At 61.8% G+C, this 17,232-nt stretch carries 15 protein-coding genes; 2 read left to right on the top strand and 13 right to left on the bottom strand.

The window, feature by feature from the left end; genetic code table 11:
* Positions 1–411 precede the first annotated feature (411 nt).
* The 13 genes from SFU85_10040 to SFU85_10100 form a co-directional block, all read right to left on the bottom strand.
* Positions 412–759 carry an RNA-binding protein gene (locus SFU85_10040; protein ID MDX6767120.1) on the bottom strand — a complete coding sequence of 116 codons (348 nt, stop codon included), beginning with the start codon at positions 757–759 and terminating at the stop codon, positions 412–414.
* A gap of 198 nt (positions 760–957) precedes the next feature.
* Positions 958–1,443, bottom strand: coding sequence for a cyclic nucleotide-binding domain-containing protein (locus tag SFU85_10045; protein ID MDX6767121.1), 486 nt, complete (start codon positions 1,441–1,443; stop codon positions 958–960).
* Complete coding sequence (locus SFU85_10050; GenBank protein ID MDX6767122.1) at positions 1,440–1,946, bottom strand: Crp/Fnr family transcriptional regulator; 507 nt, start codon at positions 1,944–1,946, stop codon at positions 1,440–1,442. The genes SFU85_10045 and SFU85_10050 overlap by 4 nt, the downstream gene beginning before the upstream one ends.
* An 11-nt stretch (positions 1,947–1,957) precedes the next feature.
* Complete coding sequence (locus tag SFU85_10055; protein ID MDX6767123.1) at positions 1,958–5,317, bottom strand: Hpt domain-containing protein; 3,360 nt, start codon at positions 5,315–5,317, stop codon at positions 1,958–1,960.
* The gene (locus SFU85_10060) at positions 5,277–7,424 is read right to left on the bottom strand and encodes a methyl-accepting chemotaxis protein (GenBank protein MDX6767124.1); all 2,148 of its coding nucleotides are present in this window, start codon (positions 7,422–7,424) and stop codon (positions 5,277–5,279) included. Before SFU85_10060 ends, SFU85_10055 begins: the two co-directional genes overlap by 41 nt.
* Before the next feature lie 10 nt (positions 7,425–7,434).
* A complete protein-coding gene (locus SFU85_10065) occupies positions 7,435–7,854 on the bottom strand; it encodes a chemotaxis protein CheW (GenBank protein ID MDX6767125.1) in 420 nt (139 codons plus the stop codon).
* Positions 7,855–7,921: 67 nt separating this feature from the next.
* Entirely contained in the window at positions 7,922–9,217 is a 1,296-nt protein-coding gene (locus tag SFU85_10070) for a response regulator (GenBank protein ID MDX6767126.1), read from the bottom strand.
* Positions 9,217–9,939 (bottom strand): response regulator, encoded by a 723-nt coding sequence (locus tag SFU85_10075; GenBank protein MDX6767127.1) that lies wholly within the window; start codon positions 9,937–9,939, stop codon positions 9,217–9,219. The genes SFU85_10070 and SFU85_10075 overlap by 1 nt, the downstream gene beginning before the upstream one ends.
* A 35-nt stretch (positions 9,940–9,974) precedes the next feature.
* Complete coding sequence (locus tag SFU85_10080; protein MDX6767128.1) at positions 9,975–12,158, bottom strand: adenylate/guanylate cyclase domain-containing protein; 2,184 nt, start codon at positions 12,156–12,158, stop codon at positions 9,975–9,977.
* Positions 12,159–12,198: 40 nt separating this feature from the next.
* Positions 12,199–13,062: a GYF domain-containing protein gene (locus SFU85_10085; GenBank protein MDX6767129.1), complete on the bottom strand. Its 864-nt coding sequence runs from the start codon at positions 13,060–13,062 to the stop codon at positions 12,199–12,201.
* A 55-nt stretch (positions 13,063–13,117) separates the two neighbouring features.
* Positions 13,118–13,681, bottom strand: coding sequence for a TIGR00730 family Rossman fold protein (locus SFU85_10090; GenBank protein ID MDX6767130.1), 564 nt, complete (start codon positions 13,679–13,681; stop codon positions 13,118–13,120).
* 114 nt (positions 13,682–13,795) lie between these two features.
* Positions 13,796–14,701 carry a lipoyl synthase gene (lipA, locus tag SFU85_10095; GenBank protein MDX6767131.1) on the bottom strand — a complete coding sequence of 302 codons (906 nt, stop codon included), beginning with the start codon at positions 14,699–14,701 and terminating at the stop codon, positions 13,796–13,798.
* 70 nt (positions 14,702–14,771) lie between these two features.
* A complete protein-coding gene (locus SFU85_10100) occupies positions 14,772–15,092 on the bottom strand; it encodes a winged helix-turn-helix domain-containing protein (protein ID MDX6767132.1) in 321 nt (106 codons plus the stop codon).
* 113 nt (positions 15,093–15,205) lie between these two features.
* Here SFU85_10100 and SFU85_10105 point away from each other — a divergent pair, with 113 nt between their 5' ends.
* Entirely contained in the window at positions 15,206–16,177 is a 972-nt protein-coding gene (locus tag SFU85_10105; GenBank protein MDX6767133.1) for a sodium-dependent bicarbonate transport family permease, read from the top strand.
* Positions 16,178–16,190: 13 nt separating this feature from the next.
* Entirely contained in the window at positions 16,191–16,901 is a 711-nt protein-coding gene (locus tag SFU85_10110; protein ID MDX6767134.1) for a carbonic anhydrase family protein, read from the top strand.
* Positions 16,902–17,232 lie beyond the last annotated feature (331 nt).

Raw genomic sequence — 17,232 nt, forward strand, 5'->3', positions numbered from 1 at the left:
CCGCCGCACTCGCCCCCTTGGAACGACGCTTGATAATCTTGGCCCGCAAATCAGCACTGTAGGATTTCATCCCAATCTTCTACGGGATACCACCAACACTGTACAGCTTTTACGAAGCTAATTAAATGCAAAATGCTCTAGGCTCCGGCCCTTTCATGGGCTCGCGCCGATCTTGTTTATCATATTTGATCCCGCACTCATTTCCTCAATACCTGGGAACGCGAGCATGAGAAAGAGCATGGGCACGAGCAGCAGATGAAGTGCAAAATGCTCTGAACCCGGCTCGGCGGGAGCCTCGCCCTCCGGAAGAACCCCTCGTCCAGTCAATTTGATTTGGTAGTAACCATGGTCGGGGCACAAAAAACGTCCGGTTCTTGCGAACCGGACGTTTGAATGGGTCGGGGATCGGGATCAGCGGCGTCCGCGGAATCCGCCACCACCACCGCCGCCGCCACGGCGATCACCGCCGCCGAAGTCACGACGTCCGCCGCCACCACCACCGCCGCCGGAGCGGGGTTCCATCGGACGGGCTTCATTGACCGTCAGGTCACGTCCGTCGAGGGGTTGGCCGTCGAGGGCGCTGATGGCCGCTTGGCCTTCGGCCGGGCTGCCCATGGTGACAAAGGCGAAGCCGCGGGGGCGTTGGGTTTCACGGTCCATGACGAGATGGACGTCCGTGACGGAGCCGTGTTGGCCGAAGTGCTCGCGCAATTCGGTATCGGTGGTTTGGAAGGAGAGGTTTCCTACGTAGAGTTTCATGTGTTTCTTTCTTTTGGGTTGTTGACGACTGGCCGCTGACGAGTGAAGAGCGCGTATGGCGCGCATGGGAACCTTTGGGAGCGGCCAGGAAACTGCCTGAAACACTACTACTTGGCTTCAGAGGGAAGCGATTGATCGATTCGCTAGTCTTGCAGAGGAAACCGGGAAGTAAAGCCTTATTCTAACGGGTCCGGCGACTCAATACGCCCGGTCGAAATAAAGCCGGTCGATCTTCTGTATCCTGCCGGCCAGGGTCCGGGCCAGATTGGCCATGATGACCGCCTGATAGTGCGGGAAAAGCGCATACACCTTGTTGAACGTGGTGCTGCCCAGTGCGTAAAGCATCGCACTGTCGATCGCCACCACGGTGGCCGAACGCATCATCGGCTCGATGACACACATCTCACCGAAGCACTCCTGTTGCCCCAGAACGGCCAAACGCACCGGTTGCCCGGATCCATGGCCCACCACCACTTCCACTTCCCCACCCCCGACGATGAACAATTCCTCACCAGGGTCACCCTCCCGGACGATCACCTCACCCTTCCGGGCGATGAATTCACGCGCAGAAACATAGAGCATCAGGAGGATTTCGTCCGGCAAACCCTGAAAGAGGGGGAATCCCCGGAAAGTCCCCAGGGAACCGAACTTGTCCGCGGCGGGGGAGGCCGGGGTTGCTTTCATCGGTCTGTGCCTCCCTGCCCGCTCGTCGGGGCGAGCTTGGAATTGAGTTGGCGGAGACGTCTGGCCTGTTCCCGGGCCAGATTGGTGACGAGAACGGCGAATTGTTCCGGGTAGCGGGTGGCCAGTTTTTCCAACACCCCGATGCGGATGATGAAGAGCTTGGTCGGCAGGCTGGCCCGGGCGTCGGCAGTGCGCACCCTCGGCTCGATCAGGCACATCTCGCCAAAAAAAGAACCCTCCACACACGTGCTGGCGTCCTGTTCATCCGGGTTGTTTTCGTGTCCGGAAATAAAGGTCACCTCACCGGAAGCGACCAGGTAAATGCCCTCGCTGCGGCTGCCCCGCGCATAGATCCGCTCCCCCTCCCGGTAGGAAGCCGAGGCTGCCTGGGAGGCGAGCATTTGCACCTGCTCGGCCTTCAACCACGCGAACAACGGGAGTTGCACCAGCAATTCACGGCAACGTTCCCGTTCCGCGGCGGCGAGGTTGGAGTCGACAAGCATGCCGGGTGATCCTAGGGGTTCTGGTTCCAGGGTTCAAGGCGTGAGACCGCCGCGACCACCTGGCCGATATCCAGGGGTTTGCTCAGGCAGGCCGCCGCGCCTTCCCCGAGGATGGCCGAGACCGTGCGATCCTCCCGGCGGGAAGTGACCATCAACACAGGAATTGCGGCCAGAGCAGGGTCCGCCCGGATGGCGCGCAACAACCCGCGCCCGTCCTGGCCCGGCATTTCCAGATCGGTCAAGACCAAGTCGATGCCACCGGCTTTTACCCTGGTCAGAGCCGCCTCCGCGTCCGGCGACAATTCGACCTGCCAACCGATCTTCTCCAAAAGGAGGCGGTGGGCCAGCCGCACACTGGACGAATCATCAACCACGAGCACACGCAGGGGCGGGACAGCAAGTGAGCCCGCCTGTCCGATTTCCCCTCCAGCCAGACGGCGAAGCATGAGCGGAACCTGCAACAAGGGCAGCAGTGTTCCATCGGAATCGGGGGCCACGCCCGAGAGCACCGGCAGACGTCGCAACAGCGGGCCCGGATCGAGGCTGACCACTTCCCGCCGGGTCAGGATCGCATGCACTCCGAACACCGCTCGCGAGGATCCCCCATCCACCTCGATCCCATGGGTCGGATCTTCCCCGGCGGAGGAACCCAGCACCTCGTGGAGGGCAAAATAAGGAAGTCCGGAAGCCGCCAGGACCAGTCGTCCGTTACGGGATTCAAAGTCCTCACCATGCAGCAGGTGACAACGCACAATGTAGGACAGGGGCAGGGCCACCTTGATGTCGCCCGCTCGAACCAAGAGGGCTTCGGAAGCGGAAAGGTTGAGCGGTACACGGATGGTCCAGACGGCTCCGGCCCCGGCGGTGAACCGGACTGAAACCGAACCATTCATGCTTTCGATCTCCTCCTTGACCACATCGAGACCGACCCCGCGGCCCGCCACGCTGCTGACGGTTTCCTTGGTGGTGAATCCCGGCATGAAGAGGATGCGGATGACTTCCTCATCTGGTAGAGCGGGGGCGTCCGCCGGCAACAACCCCCGTTGGATGGCCCTGCGCCGGACGGCTTCGCCATCGATGCCCGCCCCGTCGTCGGCGACCTCGATGCGCACATGGTCGGAAAAGGGCTGGGCCGAAAGCTTCACCAAACCCTCGGCGTGTTTGCCAAGCGCCGTCCTCGTCCCGGGTTTTTCGATCCCGTGGGCGACGGCATTGCGCACGATGTGCAGCAGCGGACCATAAAGCCGTTCCAGCACACTGCGGTCCAACCGGGTTTGTCCGCCTTCCGTCACCAGTGAGGCCTGCTTGGCCTCCTCCTGCAGGGCATCACGGAAGACCCGTTGGAGCCGGCGGAAGAGGCCGCTGACCGGCCCCATGTTCAAGCCGGCCAGATCTTTCTGCAGGGTGCGTCCCCGTTGCAGGACCGCATTCTGCGAGGCCCCGAAGGAACGTCCCATACGGGCCAGATCGGAGGAAACCGAGGCGCAGGCTTTTTCCCACTCCAGCAGGACCGCTGCACCGGACGGGCGGCCCGCCTGCACCATCTCCAACTCCCTCACCATTTGTTCGGATAGATCATCCAAGCGCCGCCGCAGGGCGGCCATTTCGTCGAAGTATGATTCCGTGCGCGAAAGGCCCGCCACCAGTTCACCGGATTGGTCGAGCAATTGGCGGACGCGTTCGGCCTCGACGCGCACCGCTGTCTTTTCCGAGGAAGCCGCTGTGGCCGATGCTGCCGGCGAGGCGGTTCCGTTCTGGAAGCGGGCCTCCCAGCCCCCCTGCCAGGGCGATGCGGCATCGGTGGCCAGCGCCACCAGATAAGTCCGGGTTTCATCCATGCATGCCAGCACCAGGGGAATCCAACGCACACGCTCGGCTTCGCCCACGTTCTGCTGCATCCGTTCCTCCAAAACATGGAAATCAGCCCCCAGGGCGCGCAGGCCGACACTGTTGGCGGCTCCCTTGAGGGTATGGAAATGACGGCGCAGTTCGGCCTGGCGTGCGGCGGCCTCCTCGCCCCGTTCCCAAGCCAACAGGGACGTTTCAATGGGCTCCAGCAACTGGCGGGCTTCCTCCAGAAAGGCCTCCAACAATTCCGCGTCAACTACTTCCGCCACCGGGGCGACAGGCAAGCCCGCCCACGGGGTCGAGGGATCGATGGCCAGTGCGGCGAGATAACCCCGCACTCGATCGTTGAAAGGCAGCAAATCTCCGGGAGGTGCGGCGGGGGCTTCGGCTTGATCCATCCGTTCCTCCCAGTCATGATAGGCCGAACCGAGCGGGGCAAGTCCCACGCTGTTGGCGGCACCCTTGAGGGTGTGGAAATGACGGCGCAATTCCGAACGGCAGGCCTTGGGGTTCTCGCCTTTCTCCCAGCGCAGCAAAGCTTGTTCCACGGAATCGAACAAGGACTGGGCCTCTTCGATGAATGCCTGCACCATCTCGGGATCGGGGGCTGGACCCGACGGGACCACCGAGCTCTTGCGCTCCGAGGCCATCGCCACCCGCAGGGAGTTGAAATAGAGTCCCCAACGTCGACGCCAGGGGGTGCGCTCGCCCGGGGGCACCGCGAGATATCCAGTTGCATCCCCCAGACACCGGCGCAAGACCGCCTGCATGGGCGCGGGCGGAGGCGACGGACCCCAGTCCCTGAGATAATCCAAAAGAAGTCCGAAACTTTTTTTCAGCGCCGTGGGCACCTCGGCCTCGGGGGCGGCGCTCTGCGCTTCCAAGATCCGGCACAACCGTTCAGCCGCGGCGTGGTCCTGGCCTATCCATGCCTCCATTTCGCGCAAGGCATCCCCCAGAGGTGCAATCGGGGTGGCCATCGGTTGGATGAGCGGCGTTTCCGAAAGTTGGGACGGATCCAGTCCGGCCCACCGGGCCAATTCCACGCACCCTTCCCGAAAGACACGGCCCAGGGCGTCGGATGGCTGGAGGATGCCCGCCTCCAAGTCGCGTGCGGTCTGTTCCAGACGGCCGGAGATTGCGGCCACCCCGGTGATGTCCAGGGTCCGGGCCGAACCATGGAGGGTGTGGAAGACCCGGACCAAGTTGGCGATACTATCCGTCGAGGGCCAGGCCGCGAGGGCCCGGTCGAGGACGCCGACAGACTCGACCACCTCGGCACGGAAAAGGGACTGGTAATCCGGTTCGGGCTCCGGAGTGGTGGGAGCCAGGGGCACACCCAACTGCAGCTTCAACCCGGAGGGTGGACGACGCGGACCGGCGGCCCTCCGGAGTGCAGGACCGGGTGCGGACACCGGCACCGGCCTCACCGCCGGAGCGTGCTTCTTCGGATCATGCGCCGCCATGGTGCGGGTGCCGGGCTCAGGCCGGAGGCGCGGAGGGTTCCCGGGTTTCGGAGCCAACTTCGAAGTTGGCCAGTTGTTGGTTCAGTTCGCCCGCCAGGAGAGCCAGTTGATCACTGGTGCTGCGGAACTCCAGCGTGCGCTCACGCGCGGCGGCGGTGATGCGGTTGACATCACTGACCGCCTGGAGCACCTGCATGGCCCGTTCCTCTTGCGAGCGGGCCGACTGGCTGATCTGCACAGCCAGGGAGGAGGAATCCACGCTGGCCTCGACAATGTTGCCCAGGGACTCGCCGGCACTCCCGACCCGGCGGGTGCCCTGTTCGACATCGCGGTTCTGCTGGTCCATCTGCCGCACCGCTTCGGTGGTTTCACTCTGGATGCCGGCCACCAGTTTTTCGATTTCAATGGTGGCCTGGCGGGTGCGGTCGGCCAGGCCGCGGACTTGGTCGGCCACGATGGTGAATCCCCGGCCCTGCTCACCCGCGCGGGCGGCTTCGATCGAGGCATTCATGGCCAGCACATCGGTTTCCGCGCTGATGTCGCTGATGGACCGGACTATGCCGGAAATTTCCTGGGAGCGTTCGCCCAGGCGGGTGATCTTGCGGGCGTTGGCTTCGACGTTCTCCCGCAGGCGTTCCATGAACTCGATGACTTCACGGACGTTGCGGGCGCCATCCTCGGCGGCCTTGCGGGCACGGGCGGCGGCCTCGGCGGCTTCGGTGGAATTCTCCGCCACGGCGCGGGCCTCGGCGGTCAGGGTTTCGACATCGCTGATGGCGTTGGCGGTGCGGGCGCTCTGCTCGGCCGTGCCCTCGGCCAGTTCCTGGGCCGAGAGGGTGATGGCACCGGCGGCTTGGTCGACACGGGCGCTGGCGCTCTTGGCCTGGCCGATCAACACGCCGACGTTTTCCAACATCCGGTTCAAGGCCTCGCCGACGTTGCCCAGGACGCCTTCGGCCCGGCGGGCCCGGACGGAGAGTTTGCCTTCGGAGGCATCGGCCACCACCAACAGGAGTTCCTGGATGCTGGATTGGAGGCGGCGGTTTTCCGTGGTGACCCGTTCCTTGGCCGCATTGCGCTCGTCCACCATGCGGTTGAAACTTTCCGCAAGCTGGCCGATTTCATCCCGGGCCAGGATGGGCGCGCGCGCTTTTTCGTCGCCGGAAGCGATGCGTCCCATGGTTTCCCGCAGGGCCACCACCGGGCGGGTCATCCACTTGGCGAAAAGCACCCCGAGGACCCCGATGAGGATGACGGTGACCAGTCCGACGCCGGCGACATAAAAGGTGACGAGGCGGGCCGGTCGCAGGGCTTCCTCGCGTGATTGTTCGGCCAGCACCGCCCAGCGGAATCCGTCGGTCTTCAACAGATCGAAGGAACCGATGACATTCGTGCCCTGGTAGTTGGGGTAGGTTTTGGTCCCGGCCGCTCCTTCGAGGGCACTGCGCACCCCGAGGGTCTCGATGCGTTCCGGTTTCTGGCCACCCCTCAAAGGACTGCGCACGGCTCCCGTTCCATCGACCAGATAGGCTTCACCGGACTCTCCGTAGACCTCGGCCGGACCCGAGGCCAGCACCTGGCCGATGACAGAAAAGGGGATTTCGATCACGACCGCAGGGAAGGTTTGTTTATCGATGAGCGGGGTGATATGCACCAGGACCGGGTCGTTGGTGGAAAGTCCGGTCGGAAGGTAGACCAGGCTGTCGCTCCGGGCCGCTTCCGCCGCGGATTGTTTGAGGCGGGCCTGGTTGAGGCTGGCGGAGGCATCGGAGGAGGCCACCCATTCCCCCGATGCGTCACACAGGAAGATTTTGCTCGGACCGACGAGCGGGGCCGCCACTTGTAGGCTGGCGCGGGCGATCTGGGGATCGAGGGCATCGGCCCGGAGGTTGGCCCGCAGGAGGGCCCCGGCATTGCGGGCACTGTCCTGGAGTGAGGCCAGCTCGGCGTCCACGCGAGAGCGGGTCAGGGCACGGACGGCATCGAGTCGCAGTCCGGCACTTTTCTCCAATTCATTGCCGTAAAAAAAATAAGCCGCGAGGGCGGCGCAGAGAGTGGCCACCGCTCCGATCCCGATGAAGGCGGAGGCGATCTTGACATTGATGCTCATTCCCGTGCTCACCGGGGGGGCGGAGGGGGAAGACAGGGAGGTGGGTTCGGCCATGGCGTTTTTTTCAGGTGGAGGTGGCGAGGCAGGATTCGAAATGATGGAAGAGGGCGGGAACGTCGAGGACCGGGGCTGAGGATTCCGACAGGGGAAGTGATTGGGCCAGGCGGCAGGCTCCGGCCTCGCCCGGAACCGGGCTGCCGGCGGCAAGGGCGGCGTGGTCGGAGACCACGCCGGCAAAGACACTGTTGTGCTGGATCACGACAACACGAGCGGGAGTGGCCGTGCGGGGTGGTGAAGCGGGACAGTCCAGTAGCGGGGCGATGTCAAAAACCGGCAGGACTTCGCCCCGGAACAAAACCATCCCGGCCAGGAGATCCGGACCGAGCGGGACCGGGCTGAGTACGGGCTGCTGCAGCACCTCGCGAACTGCGGCGAAGGGCAGGGCGAAAGCGGAGGCTCCCAATTGGATCAACCCGTAGTTCATGAGAGAAACTTGCCAGGAAGCGGACCGGGACCCGCCCCGGCGGAGCGACGGTTCCCATTCCGCAGGGTCATGTTTGCGTTTGGGCGGAAAAATCCGGCCAGTAATCGAAGACACCGAGTTTGACGAAACGGAAGAGCAGGGTACGGGCTTGGGGAATTTCCATGCCTATCGACGCGGCGATTTCTTCTATATTCCGGCCACCCGCGGCGACTGCGGCCACCAGGGACGCCTCGTCGGGTTCGAGGGTGATGATCTGGACCCTACGGTAACCGGCGACGGTGTAGGCCGGTGTGCCCGGGGCGGTTTCGCTGCCGAAATAGGCCAGGCTCTCGGGACCGTTGTTACGCAGGGATTCGAGGGCAAATTGTTCCACACTCTCGCTGAAGGGGGGGGCATCAGCGGCAAAGTCCGGGAGTTCCCGGCGGTAGATCTGGAAGCGGCCTTTCATGGCGTTCCAGCAGTGACCCATGAGAAGGCCGCTGTAATCGCGGATCATGCTGTCCGCGTCCTCCGGGGACATATAGCCCCGTTTTTTCATCTGGGAGAAGATGGGCTGGCCGCTGGCCTCCTGTTCCTTCTTGAGTTCATTGAACATGTCTTCCTGTTCCGGGGCGACCTTGACCGGGGCATCTTTCAGGTAGAAAGCGGTATCTCGGGTGGTGCCCAGAACCGGGGCCCCATCCCGGAAATAAAAATCCAGACGGATCGCGGTGACTTCGACTTCGAGCACCCCGGTGAGTTTTGAAGATTGGGCGTAGCAGAGCACGTCGATCCAGGGGAAAGCGCCCAGCGGTCCGCAGGCCTCGGGAACCTTGACCGCTTGGCTGGAGGAAATATCAATCGGACGGGTGATCGGCCGGGGACGGGCGGCCAGGCTGACTTTCTGGAGTTTGGGCGCACCCATGAGCACCGTGGGGGCATTTTCCGGGGAAAACGACTCGCTGGCGGAGCCGGCTGTTGCCGCTTCCTCGGGCGCGGACGAGGGTTCATTCTGGCCCTGGAGCACCAAGTTGACGCTGGCGCAGAGCAGCTCGGGCGAGAACGGTTTGGCCATCGAGCGTTTGATGCTCGGGAACATCCCCTCGGTGCGGGTGATGTCGGGGGTGCTGCTGCTCATCAGGATGATGGGGATGACGGCCCCGGCGGGATCGGCCGCCAACTTGAGACAGACCTCCTCTCCCTTACAATCCGGAAGAAGATAATCCAGCAGGATGATGTCGGGCTTCTCGCGCAGGGCGGTCTGGATCCCATCGGCTCCGTTGGAGGCGAGCAGAACGGTGTAGTCCGGGAAACGCTCCCCGATGTGTTTGGAGATGAACTTCCGCAGAGTCGGGCTGTCGTCGATGGCGAGGATGGTGGGCATCAGGAACCTTTCAAAGCGGCATTTTCATCGATGACGCGCACCGCGTCCATGAGCAGACCTTCCCAGCCCTGCTGGATGGTCGGCTCGGCCAGGGGCTCGGCCGATTCCTCGACCCGCCCGCCCTTCCATGAAACGATTTCGTTGAAAGCCGGCAGCCCCTTCCGGTCCGGGGCCTCGGCGTGGATGATCTCACCGCGCTGGAAATGGATCTTCCCGCTCTGGCCGTCGGCACGCACGAAGCGCAAGACTTGGGTGGCGCGGGCCAGGCATTTGAGTTGGATGATGTCGATGGTGGTCAGACCGCCGAGGGAGGCGACAAAGCTCTGGGGATCGGGGGCCGGGGCGGCGGGTTCGTCCTCGGGATGGAAAACGCGGTGGATGATTTTTTGCAGAGCGGCCACATCGACCGGTTTCTGGAAGAATCGGACCACGCCCAATTCCTCGGCGTGTTGGCGCAGGTCCGGTACCTGCTGCGCGGTCATGATCACCGCGGCCGAATCTGGACTGATGGTTTTGACATCACAAAGGAAGTCGATCCCGTTCCCATCCGGCAGGAAGATGTCGAGGATGAAGACATCGATGGGGGTGTCGGAAAAAAGGGTGTGGGCCTCGGCCACGCTGCGGGCGCCGAGCACCTGGCATTCCGGAAAAGCGGCCTTGAGCTCATGGGTGAGCTTGGTCAGGAGGACCTGGCTGTCTTCAAGGATCAGGATGGCAGGCATAAGAAAAGGACGCAAAACCGGTGGGGGGCAGGGACTTATTTTGAATCAAACTCAAAAACGCCATCCCATTCCCTCGGGGGAGGATTGTTGACCAATTCCCGGCACAATTCCAGCAACATGTTTGTGGCTTGGTCATCGGGGTACGAGTGGAGGCAGGCCTCAAATACCCGCGCCGCCACGTCCCACCGGCGCTCTTCAAACCGTGAATAAGCCTCTTGGTAGAGCTTCAACCACTCGGCATCGTAGGGACAGTCCTCCTCCCGGCCGAGTTCATACAACGGCTCATAAATACGGACCGCGATGGCCTTGCCGGCCATCCGGACCTTGGAAAGCGGGCGGAAAGCAAAGCGCTCAAGTGTCAGGTCGTAGACCGATTCGCCGACAATCAGGGGCAGGCCGAATTTTTTGGTCAGGCCCTCGATGCGGGAGGCGGTGTTGACGGCGTCACCCATGACGGTGAATTCCATGCGTTGCGGGGCCCCGACGTTGCCGGCGACCACACGGCCATGGGCGATGCCGATGCCGATATGGAAGAGCGGGCGGTTTTCCCTCTGCCAACGGGCATTCAGCCCGGGCAGGGCGGTGCGCATGGCGATGGCGGCACGCAGGGCCTGGCCGGCATCAATGCCCGGGCCTTCGTTGGTGATATCGCCCCAGACCGCCATGATGGCGTCGCCGATGTATTTGTGGAGCGAACCCTGGTAGCGGTTGACGCAGGCCACCATCTCGGTGAAGTACTCGTTGAGTTGGCCGACCAGTTCCTGGGAGTCCATGGCTTCGGTCATGCTGGTGAATCCACGGATGTCGGAAAAAAGAATGGCCGTATCGCGCACGCTGCCGCCCAAGCGCAGTTGGTCCGGATTCTTGTAGATCGACTCCAGGATCGAGGGGGCCACGTAGGCCGAGAAAGACTGGCGGAGTTGCTGGCGGGCGCGGCGTTCCCGCAAAACCTGTTCGCCGATGGCCCCCATATGGAGGCCGGTAAGGCCGAGGGCGGGCCAGACCACGGGCATGACCCAATTGCCCCGGACGAAGAGCATGAAGGCGACCACCACAAAAGCGGCGACCAAGAGGACCGGAACCACCGCGCTGGCCCAGAACGGGGCACGGCCCAGGGCGGCCAGACTGCCATAACCCAACAGAAGGAAACCAACCCAGACCATCCATACCGGGATTTCCCGGAGGTAGTCCTCCTTGAGGACATTGTCGATCAGGTTCATGTGCATCAACGGGCGGGGGCTTTGTTCGTTGAGCGGACTCGGTCCGACATCGGAAAGGGCCGTGCTGGCCTGGCCGATGAGGAGCATTTTGCCGCGGATGTCGGGCGCTTGCGCCTTCTCGTTGCCCTCGACATACCGGTCCGCCATGACTTTGAGCAATTGGACGTAGGAAAAACTCAACCCGGCATGGTCGTAATCGCGGATCTCGTAGCGGTAATTGACATGGTAGTAACCCTGTCCGTCGACCGGAATCCGGCGGCGCACGACCGGGGATTCCAGATAGACCGCATCGCCGGGAACAATCCGAACCTGGGACGGTTCCAGTTTCCAGTATTTCATCAGCGCCGAAAGGGCCAGGGCTGGAATGAGCTCGTTGCCCGCGCGCATGAACAACGGCATCCGGCGGATGACGCCGTCAGGGCCGGGCTCGGCATTGGCCAGACCCGTCCCGGTGATTTCCCGCAGTCCCGGGAAGGACATGATCAATTCTTCCAAGCGGGGAATGCTGGCCAGATCGGCCCCTGCAGGAACGGGCCACCCCAAAGTCAATCCGGCTGGAAGTTCGTACCCGCCACCGCGGTTCAAGGTGGCGGCGGCGGCAAAAACCGTCGGGGTGGCGATCCCTCGGATGCTCTCCAAAAGGTGCATGTCATCCTCGGCATTGCTGGGTGCATCCATGATGATATCCCACACGAAGGTGGACGGGGTACCCAGATTGACCACCTGCATGAAGTCGCCGTGGACACTGCGGGGCCAGGGCCATCGCCCGATGGTGGAGATGCCGATGTCGTCGATGGTCACGAAGATGGCGCGATTGTCCGGTGGGGGCTGGTTCTGGGCGCGGAAGCGGATGCGCTGGTCGAGAACGAGGTTCTCCAATCGCTGGAGAAATGGCAGGCTCGAGATCAACCAGAGAACAGCCGCCACGACCAACGGAGCCCAGAGAAGGTAGCTGGCCCAGAACGGAGGGGGCTGAAAGGATCTCGAACCGGAGGACATATGGAGTCAGGTTTGGCGTACAGCGGTGCGGGGACGGATCTCAGGAAGGAGGCGCGGCGGCGAAAAGCTGTCGGTAGGCCTGCATGATCACCAGGTATCCCAACGGGAGCGTGCCAACGATGCCGACACAACAAAGCACCATGCCGGTTATGGAGAGCAGTCCTCCAACCACACTCACGGCAAAAACCATGAACCACTGCTTGTGCACGGTCTTGCGGCTCAATTCCATTGCCTCCCAGAAACCCATCCTGCGGTCGATGACCAGCGGAATGGCGTAGTAATAGGCCACAGCCAGATAAATCCCCGGAATGATCAAACAAAGGAAGCCGAGGATGATGATCAGGGTCATCACGACCACGCAGAGACAGCTCTGGAGCCAGCAGGTTTTGAATCCTTCAAAAAGGACCTCCAAACGGGGTTTGTCACGCAAGGACACGAGACAGAACTGGAACAAGCCCGCGGTCAGGGGTGGCGTGAAAACCAGACTGACCAGATAAGTCAACCCCATGAGGCCAATGAACAGCACCGGCTGTTGTTCCAATTGCTTCTGCAAGACGATCTGGACCACTTGGAAGGGGCCTTGAATCGCCATGGATAGGAAGAAAAAAACGGCTCCGGCCGCCACCATGACCGGCCAATGCGCCTTGAAAACCGCCCAGCCTTCGCTGAAGCAGGCGGAAAAATCGATTTCACCCGAGCCGGACGGGGCCGGGACAGGCAAACCGGGAGACAGTGAACCCGAGGCACCCAGCAAAGTGGAGGCCATGACCCAGTCGGCCATGCCCTCCTGCCAGACCAGGGTATCCGGTGCGATCTGGCCCTCGCGGTACAACCGGCTGATGGTGTCGTGATCCAACGGACCCTGCGGTTGGCCTTCTTTTGCGTAATACCAGTTCTGGCTCATGGAAACCCCTTTCAGAGCGGACTATGCCCGCCCTCCGGGGCGAGGCAACAGCCATTTACCACTTGGCAACGCCCGCCGGGACCGACCGGCGCAAGACACACAGCAACGCCTCCCCCTCATCGGCCACCGCCAGAAAAGTTCGGTGATCCTCCCGGAGGAAGCCTTCCTCCACCATCCGATGGAGAAACCCCAGCAGAGGATCGTAGTAGCCGTGTGTGTTGAGAAGGCCGACCGGCTTGGGATGGAAGCCGAGCTGGCTCCAAGTAAGGATCTCGAACAGTTCCTCCAGCGTCCCATATCCCCCCGGAAGAGCCACGAATCCGTCGGCCAGTCCTGCCATCATCGCCTTGCGTTCATGCATGGTGTCGACGACATGGAGTCTGGTCACCTGGAAGTGGGCCACTTCCTTGTCCACCAGCGCCTGCGGAATCACCCCAATGACCTCCCCTCCCCCGGCCATGACCGCATCGGCGACCACACCCATGAGTCCGACATTCCCGCCGCCGTAGACCAGCCCGATCTTCTCCCTGGCCAGAAGGGAGCCAAAAGACTCCGCCGCCTCCCGGTATTCCGCACGGCTCCCCATCGAAGACCCGCAATACACACACAACCGTTTCATGGAGAAATTGAACAGGAGGAAAGAGAGTTAACAAAGCAAGGCAACCAACGGGTCCTGGGATCACACCAAAATACAGACCCCGCTGTCTTGCTCCGTTGCCTCCGTTATCTCCTGTTAAACGGCCTTTTCGGACCGGGTGTATTTGGCCGATTGCTCATCGGCATGATAGGAACTACGCACCATCGGGCCGCTTTCGCAAACCCCGAAGCCCAGTTCCAGCGCCCGGGCCTTCCATCGGGCGAATTCCTCCGGAGTGACCCAGCGGTCAACCGGCAGGTGCTGCGGGGTGGGACGGAGATACTGGCCGAGGGTGAGGATATCGACCTTGATCGCCGCCAGGTCGCGCAGGGTGGCGTCGATTTCCTCCACCAGCTCGCCGATGCCGAGCATCATCGAACACTTGGTGGTGAAACCGCGGTCCTTGGCCCGGCGCAGCAGCTCGAGGGTTCGTTCGTATTTGGCCTGGGGGCGGACCACTTTGTGCAGACGCGGGACGGTCTCCACATTGTGGTTGAGGATGTCGGGTCGGGCATTGAGCACGGTGTCCAGGTCGTCCCAATGCCCCTTGAAATCGGGGATGAGGACTTCGATGGCGGTGTGAGGATTGACGTGCCGGACGGCACGGATGGTGCGGGCCCAGATTTCGGCCCCGCCGTCCTTGAGATCGTCGCGTGCCACCGAGGTGATGACGGCGTGTTTGAGCTTCATCGTTTTGACCGCATCGGCCACCCGGGCCGGCTCGCCCCAGTCGGTGGTCGGCGGTTTGCCGGTGTCGATGGCGCAAAATCCGCAGGAACGGGTGCAGGTGTTCCCCAGGATCATCAGTGTGGCCGTGCCCCGGGACCAGCATTCCCCCAGGTTCGGGCAATGCGCGCTCTCGCAGACGGTATGGAGGGTATTGGAATGGACCAGATCGCGGACTTCCTGGTAGGCCGCCCCGCCCGGGACTTTGGCCCGCAGCCAGGAAGGCTTGCGCGACGAGGATGAGGAGGGGGAAGGAAGTGCTGCGATGCTGTCCACGGTGAAAAAATCTACCACCCTGCGGACCCTGCTGCAAAGACGGTTTTTGGATGCACCCCAAACGGGCAAACTACGATTTCAGGCCGGTGATCCAATCCAGCAATCCGCCCACCGTGCAATGCGATTCAAGCGGATGGCGAAGTCGAGACCGCTTTTGGATTTCGTAGCGGTTCCTGCGGCCTTCGCGTTCATGTCGCAGGGAACCGGCGGCTTCCAACTCGGCGATGATCCTTTGAACCGCCCGCTCGGTGATGCCCACCGAGACGGCAATATCCCGTAATCGCATCTCGGGATCTTGGTTCAAACAAACCAGAACGTGCGCATGGTTGCTCAAATAAGTGAATCCTGCCGGGTGTTCCTGGCGGACCGGATCCATTTTTTTTGTGGCCATAAAAATAATTGTTGACGTAGTTTACGTGTATTGTATTACACGTAATAGATTTCGTATATTTAACTTCATCTATTAATAAACCCTCGCCCCAACCGGATCAACCCAGAAAAAATATGGACCTGTTAAACTCCCTTCTCCTTAGCCTCCTCTCCCCCATGGTGCTGGCCTTCGTGCTCGGCGTGGTGGCCAGCCTGTTGCGGAGTGATCTGAAGATTCCCGAACCCATCTACGTCGGATTGACCATCTATCTGCTCTTCGCAATCGGTCTGAAAGGAGGGGCGAAGTTGGACGGCATCACTCTGGAAGAACTCTGGAAACCCATGACCGCGGCACTGGCCCTCAGCGCCGCGATACCGGTTTGGTCATTTCATATCCTGAAAAGAATCGGGCGCTTTGACACGATCAACGCCGCCGCACTCGCGGCCCACTATGGGTCCGTATCCGCCGTGACATTTGGGGAGGCACTGGTTTTTCTCTCTTTGGTCAAGGTGGCTTACGAACCCTTCATGCCCGCCCTGCTGGCGGTGATGGAAGTGCCGGCCATCATCATCGCGCTCCTCTTGGCCGGCAAAACCGTCGCTGCGAATGGCACGGCACGGATGGGCAAAATCATGCACGAATTGCTCACCAGCAAAGGCATTGTCCTGCTCGTGGGCGGCATGATCATCGGCTTTCTGTCCGGGCACAAGGGGTCGGAGCAGATCGCGCCCTTTTTTGAGGCCCCGTTCCGGGGTGTTTTGACTCTGTTCCTCCTGGAAATCGGCCTGGTTACCGGGAGCAGGCTGGGCGACATCAAAAAAGCCGGCTTGCCACTGATCGTGTTTGCCCTGGCCATGCCCCTGTTGCACGGACTGCTGGGAGTCTGGCTGGGAAGCTTGGCTGGTCTCGGAGTCGGTGGTGCGACTGTCTTGGGCACCTTGGCGGCGAGTGCCAGCTACATCGCCGCTCCGGCGGCGGTGCGCATCGCCCTGCCCCAGGCCAGTCCGGCCATCTACCTGACAGCCTCACTGGCCCTCACCTTCCCTTTCAACATCGTCATCGGGATACCCGTCTACTTTACTTTCGCCAAATACCTGCTTCCTTAACAAAAAACCGCTCATGAAAAAACTCATCCTCTGTTTATCCACTGTATTGATCAGTCTGGCCATTCCAACGCTCACGGCCAAATCCCCCGGCCCCGACATCACACTCAACCGGGAAAACCGGGCCGCCATGGACCCGCAGGAGGCTTTTCTTCGCCTGAAAGAAGGCAACGCCCGCTTCGTCTCTGGAAAACCCCTCAAACGTGACCTGTTGGCCCAGGCCAAAGAAACCAGCGCTGGCCAGTATCCGTTTGCAGCGGTGGTCAGTTGTCTGGATTCCCGCACCTCCACCGAATTGATCTTCGACCAGGGAATGGGGGATGTCTTCAACGCCAGGTTGGCGGGAAACGTGGTGGATGAGGATGTGCTGGGCAGTCTCGAATTCGCCTGCAAGGCAGCCGGGGCCAAATTGATTGCGGTCATCGGCCATACTTCATGTGGAGCGGTCAAAGGGGCGGCGGACCAGGTCGAATTGGGACATCTGACCCAATTGCTTGCCCGGATCCAACCCGCCGTGGCCTCGGTGAAAACAGAACCGGGGGAAGCGCGCCGTTCGACCAATGACGCCTTTGTGCAAAGGGCGGCGGAAGCCAACGTGCGCCTGCAGATGAAGAATATCCGGGAAAAGAGTCCCATCCTGAAAGAACTGCTTGCGAAGGGAGATGTCCTGCTGGTCGGCGGGATCCACGACCTCAAAACCGGAAAAGTCACCTTCTTGGAACCCTGAGGGCAAAAGAAGGAGAATGAGTTCGAGAGCGAGGAAACTGATTGAACTAAAAAAAACGTTGGCCTCTACAAGACGCTCGCGAAAACGTTCGAGCTCCGCAGTAGAGCGCTGTCGTTCCCGCCTACCCACGATAAGGGGAAAGACAACACACCTGCGGTGTGGGGCAAGCAGGCTAGAAGTCATCTCAAAAATAGGGCAAGTCCGCGTTGCGAGTGCCACCGGCCCGAACCCGAGGAGGAACGACCGAGCATATATGAAGTATATACGTGAGGAAGTGACGACGAAGGGAGCGGGTCGGTGCCGCCGCAACCCTCAGGGCTGGAGCCAGAAA

The organism is Candidatus Methylacidiphilales bacterium (genome assembly GCA_033875315.1).
Lineage (GTDB): Bacteria > Verrucomicrobiota > Verrucomicrobiia > Methylacidiphilales > CAZTYG01 > JANRJG01.

Excerpts from the sequence above, each read along its gene's own strand:
- SFU85_10040 (MDX6767120.1), bottom strand. The coding sequence starts at position 759 with ATGAAACTCTACGTAGGAAACCTCTCCTTCCAAACCACCGATACCGAA.
- SFU85_10045 (MDX6767121.1), bottom strand. The coding sequence starts at position 1,443 with ATGAAAGCAACCCCGGCCTCCCCCGCCGCGGACAAGTTCGGTTCCCTG.
- SFU85_10050 (MDX6767122.1), bottom strand. The coding sequence starts at position 1,946 with ATGCTTGTCGACTCCAACCTCGCCGCCGCGGAACGGGAACGTTGCCGT.
- SFU85_10060 (MDX6767124.1), bottom strand. The coding sequence starts at position 7,424 with ATGGCCGAACCCACCTCCCTGTCTTCCCCCTCCGCCCCCCCGGTGAGC.
- SFU85_10065 (MDX6767125.1), bottom strand. The coding sequence starts at position 7,854 with ATGAACTACGGGTTGATCCAATTGGGAGCCTCCGCTTTCGCCCTGCCC.
- SFU85_10070 (MDX6767126.1), bottom strand. The coding sequence starts at position 9,217 with ATGCCCACCATCCTCGCCATCGACGACAGCCCGACTCTGCGGAAGTTC.
- SFU85_10075 (MDX6767127.1), bottom strand. The coding sequence starts at position 9,939 with ATGCCTGCCATCCTGATCCTTGAAGACAGCCAGGTCCTCCTGACCAAG.
- SFU85_10080 (MDX6767128.1), bottom strand. The coding sequence starts at position 12,158 with ATGTCCTCCGGTTCGAGATCCTTTCAGCCCCCTCCGTTCTGGGCCAGC.
- SFU85_10085 (MDX6767129.1), bottom strand. The coding sequence starts at position 13,062 with ATGAGCCAGAACTGGTATTACGCAAAAGAAGGCCAACCGCAGGGTCCG.
- SFU85_10090 (MDX6767130.1), bottom strand. The coding sequence starts at position 13,681 with ATGAAACGGTTGTGTGTGTATTGCGGGTCTTCGATGGGGAGCCGTGCG.
- SFU85_10100 (MDX6767132.1), bottom strand. The coding sequence starts at position 15,092 with ATGGCCACAAAAAAAATGGATCCGGTCCGCCAGGAACACCCGGCAGGA.
- SFU85_10105 (MDX6767133.1), top strand. The coding sequence starts at position 15,206 with ATGGACCTGTTAAACTCCCTTCTCCTTAGCCTCCTCTCCCCCATGGTG.
- SFU85_10110 (MDX6767134.1), top strand. The coding sequence starts at position 16,191 with ATGAAAAAACTCATCCTCTGTTTATCCACTGTATTGATCAGTCTGGCC.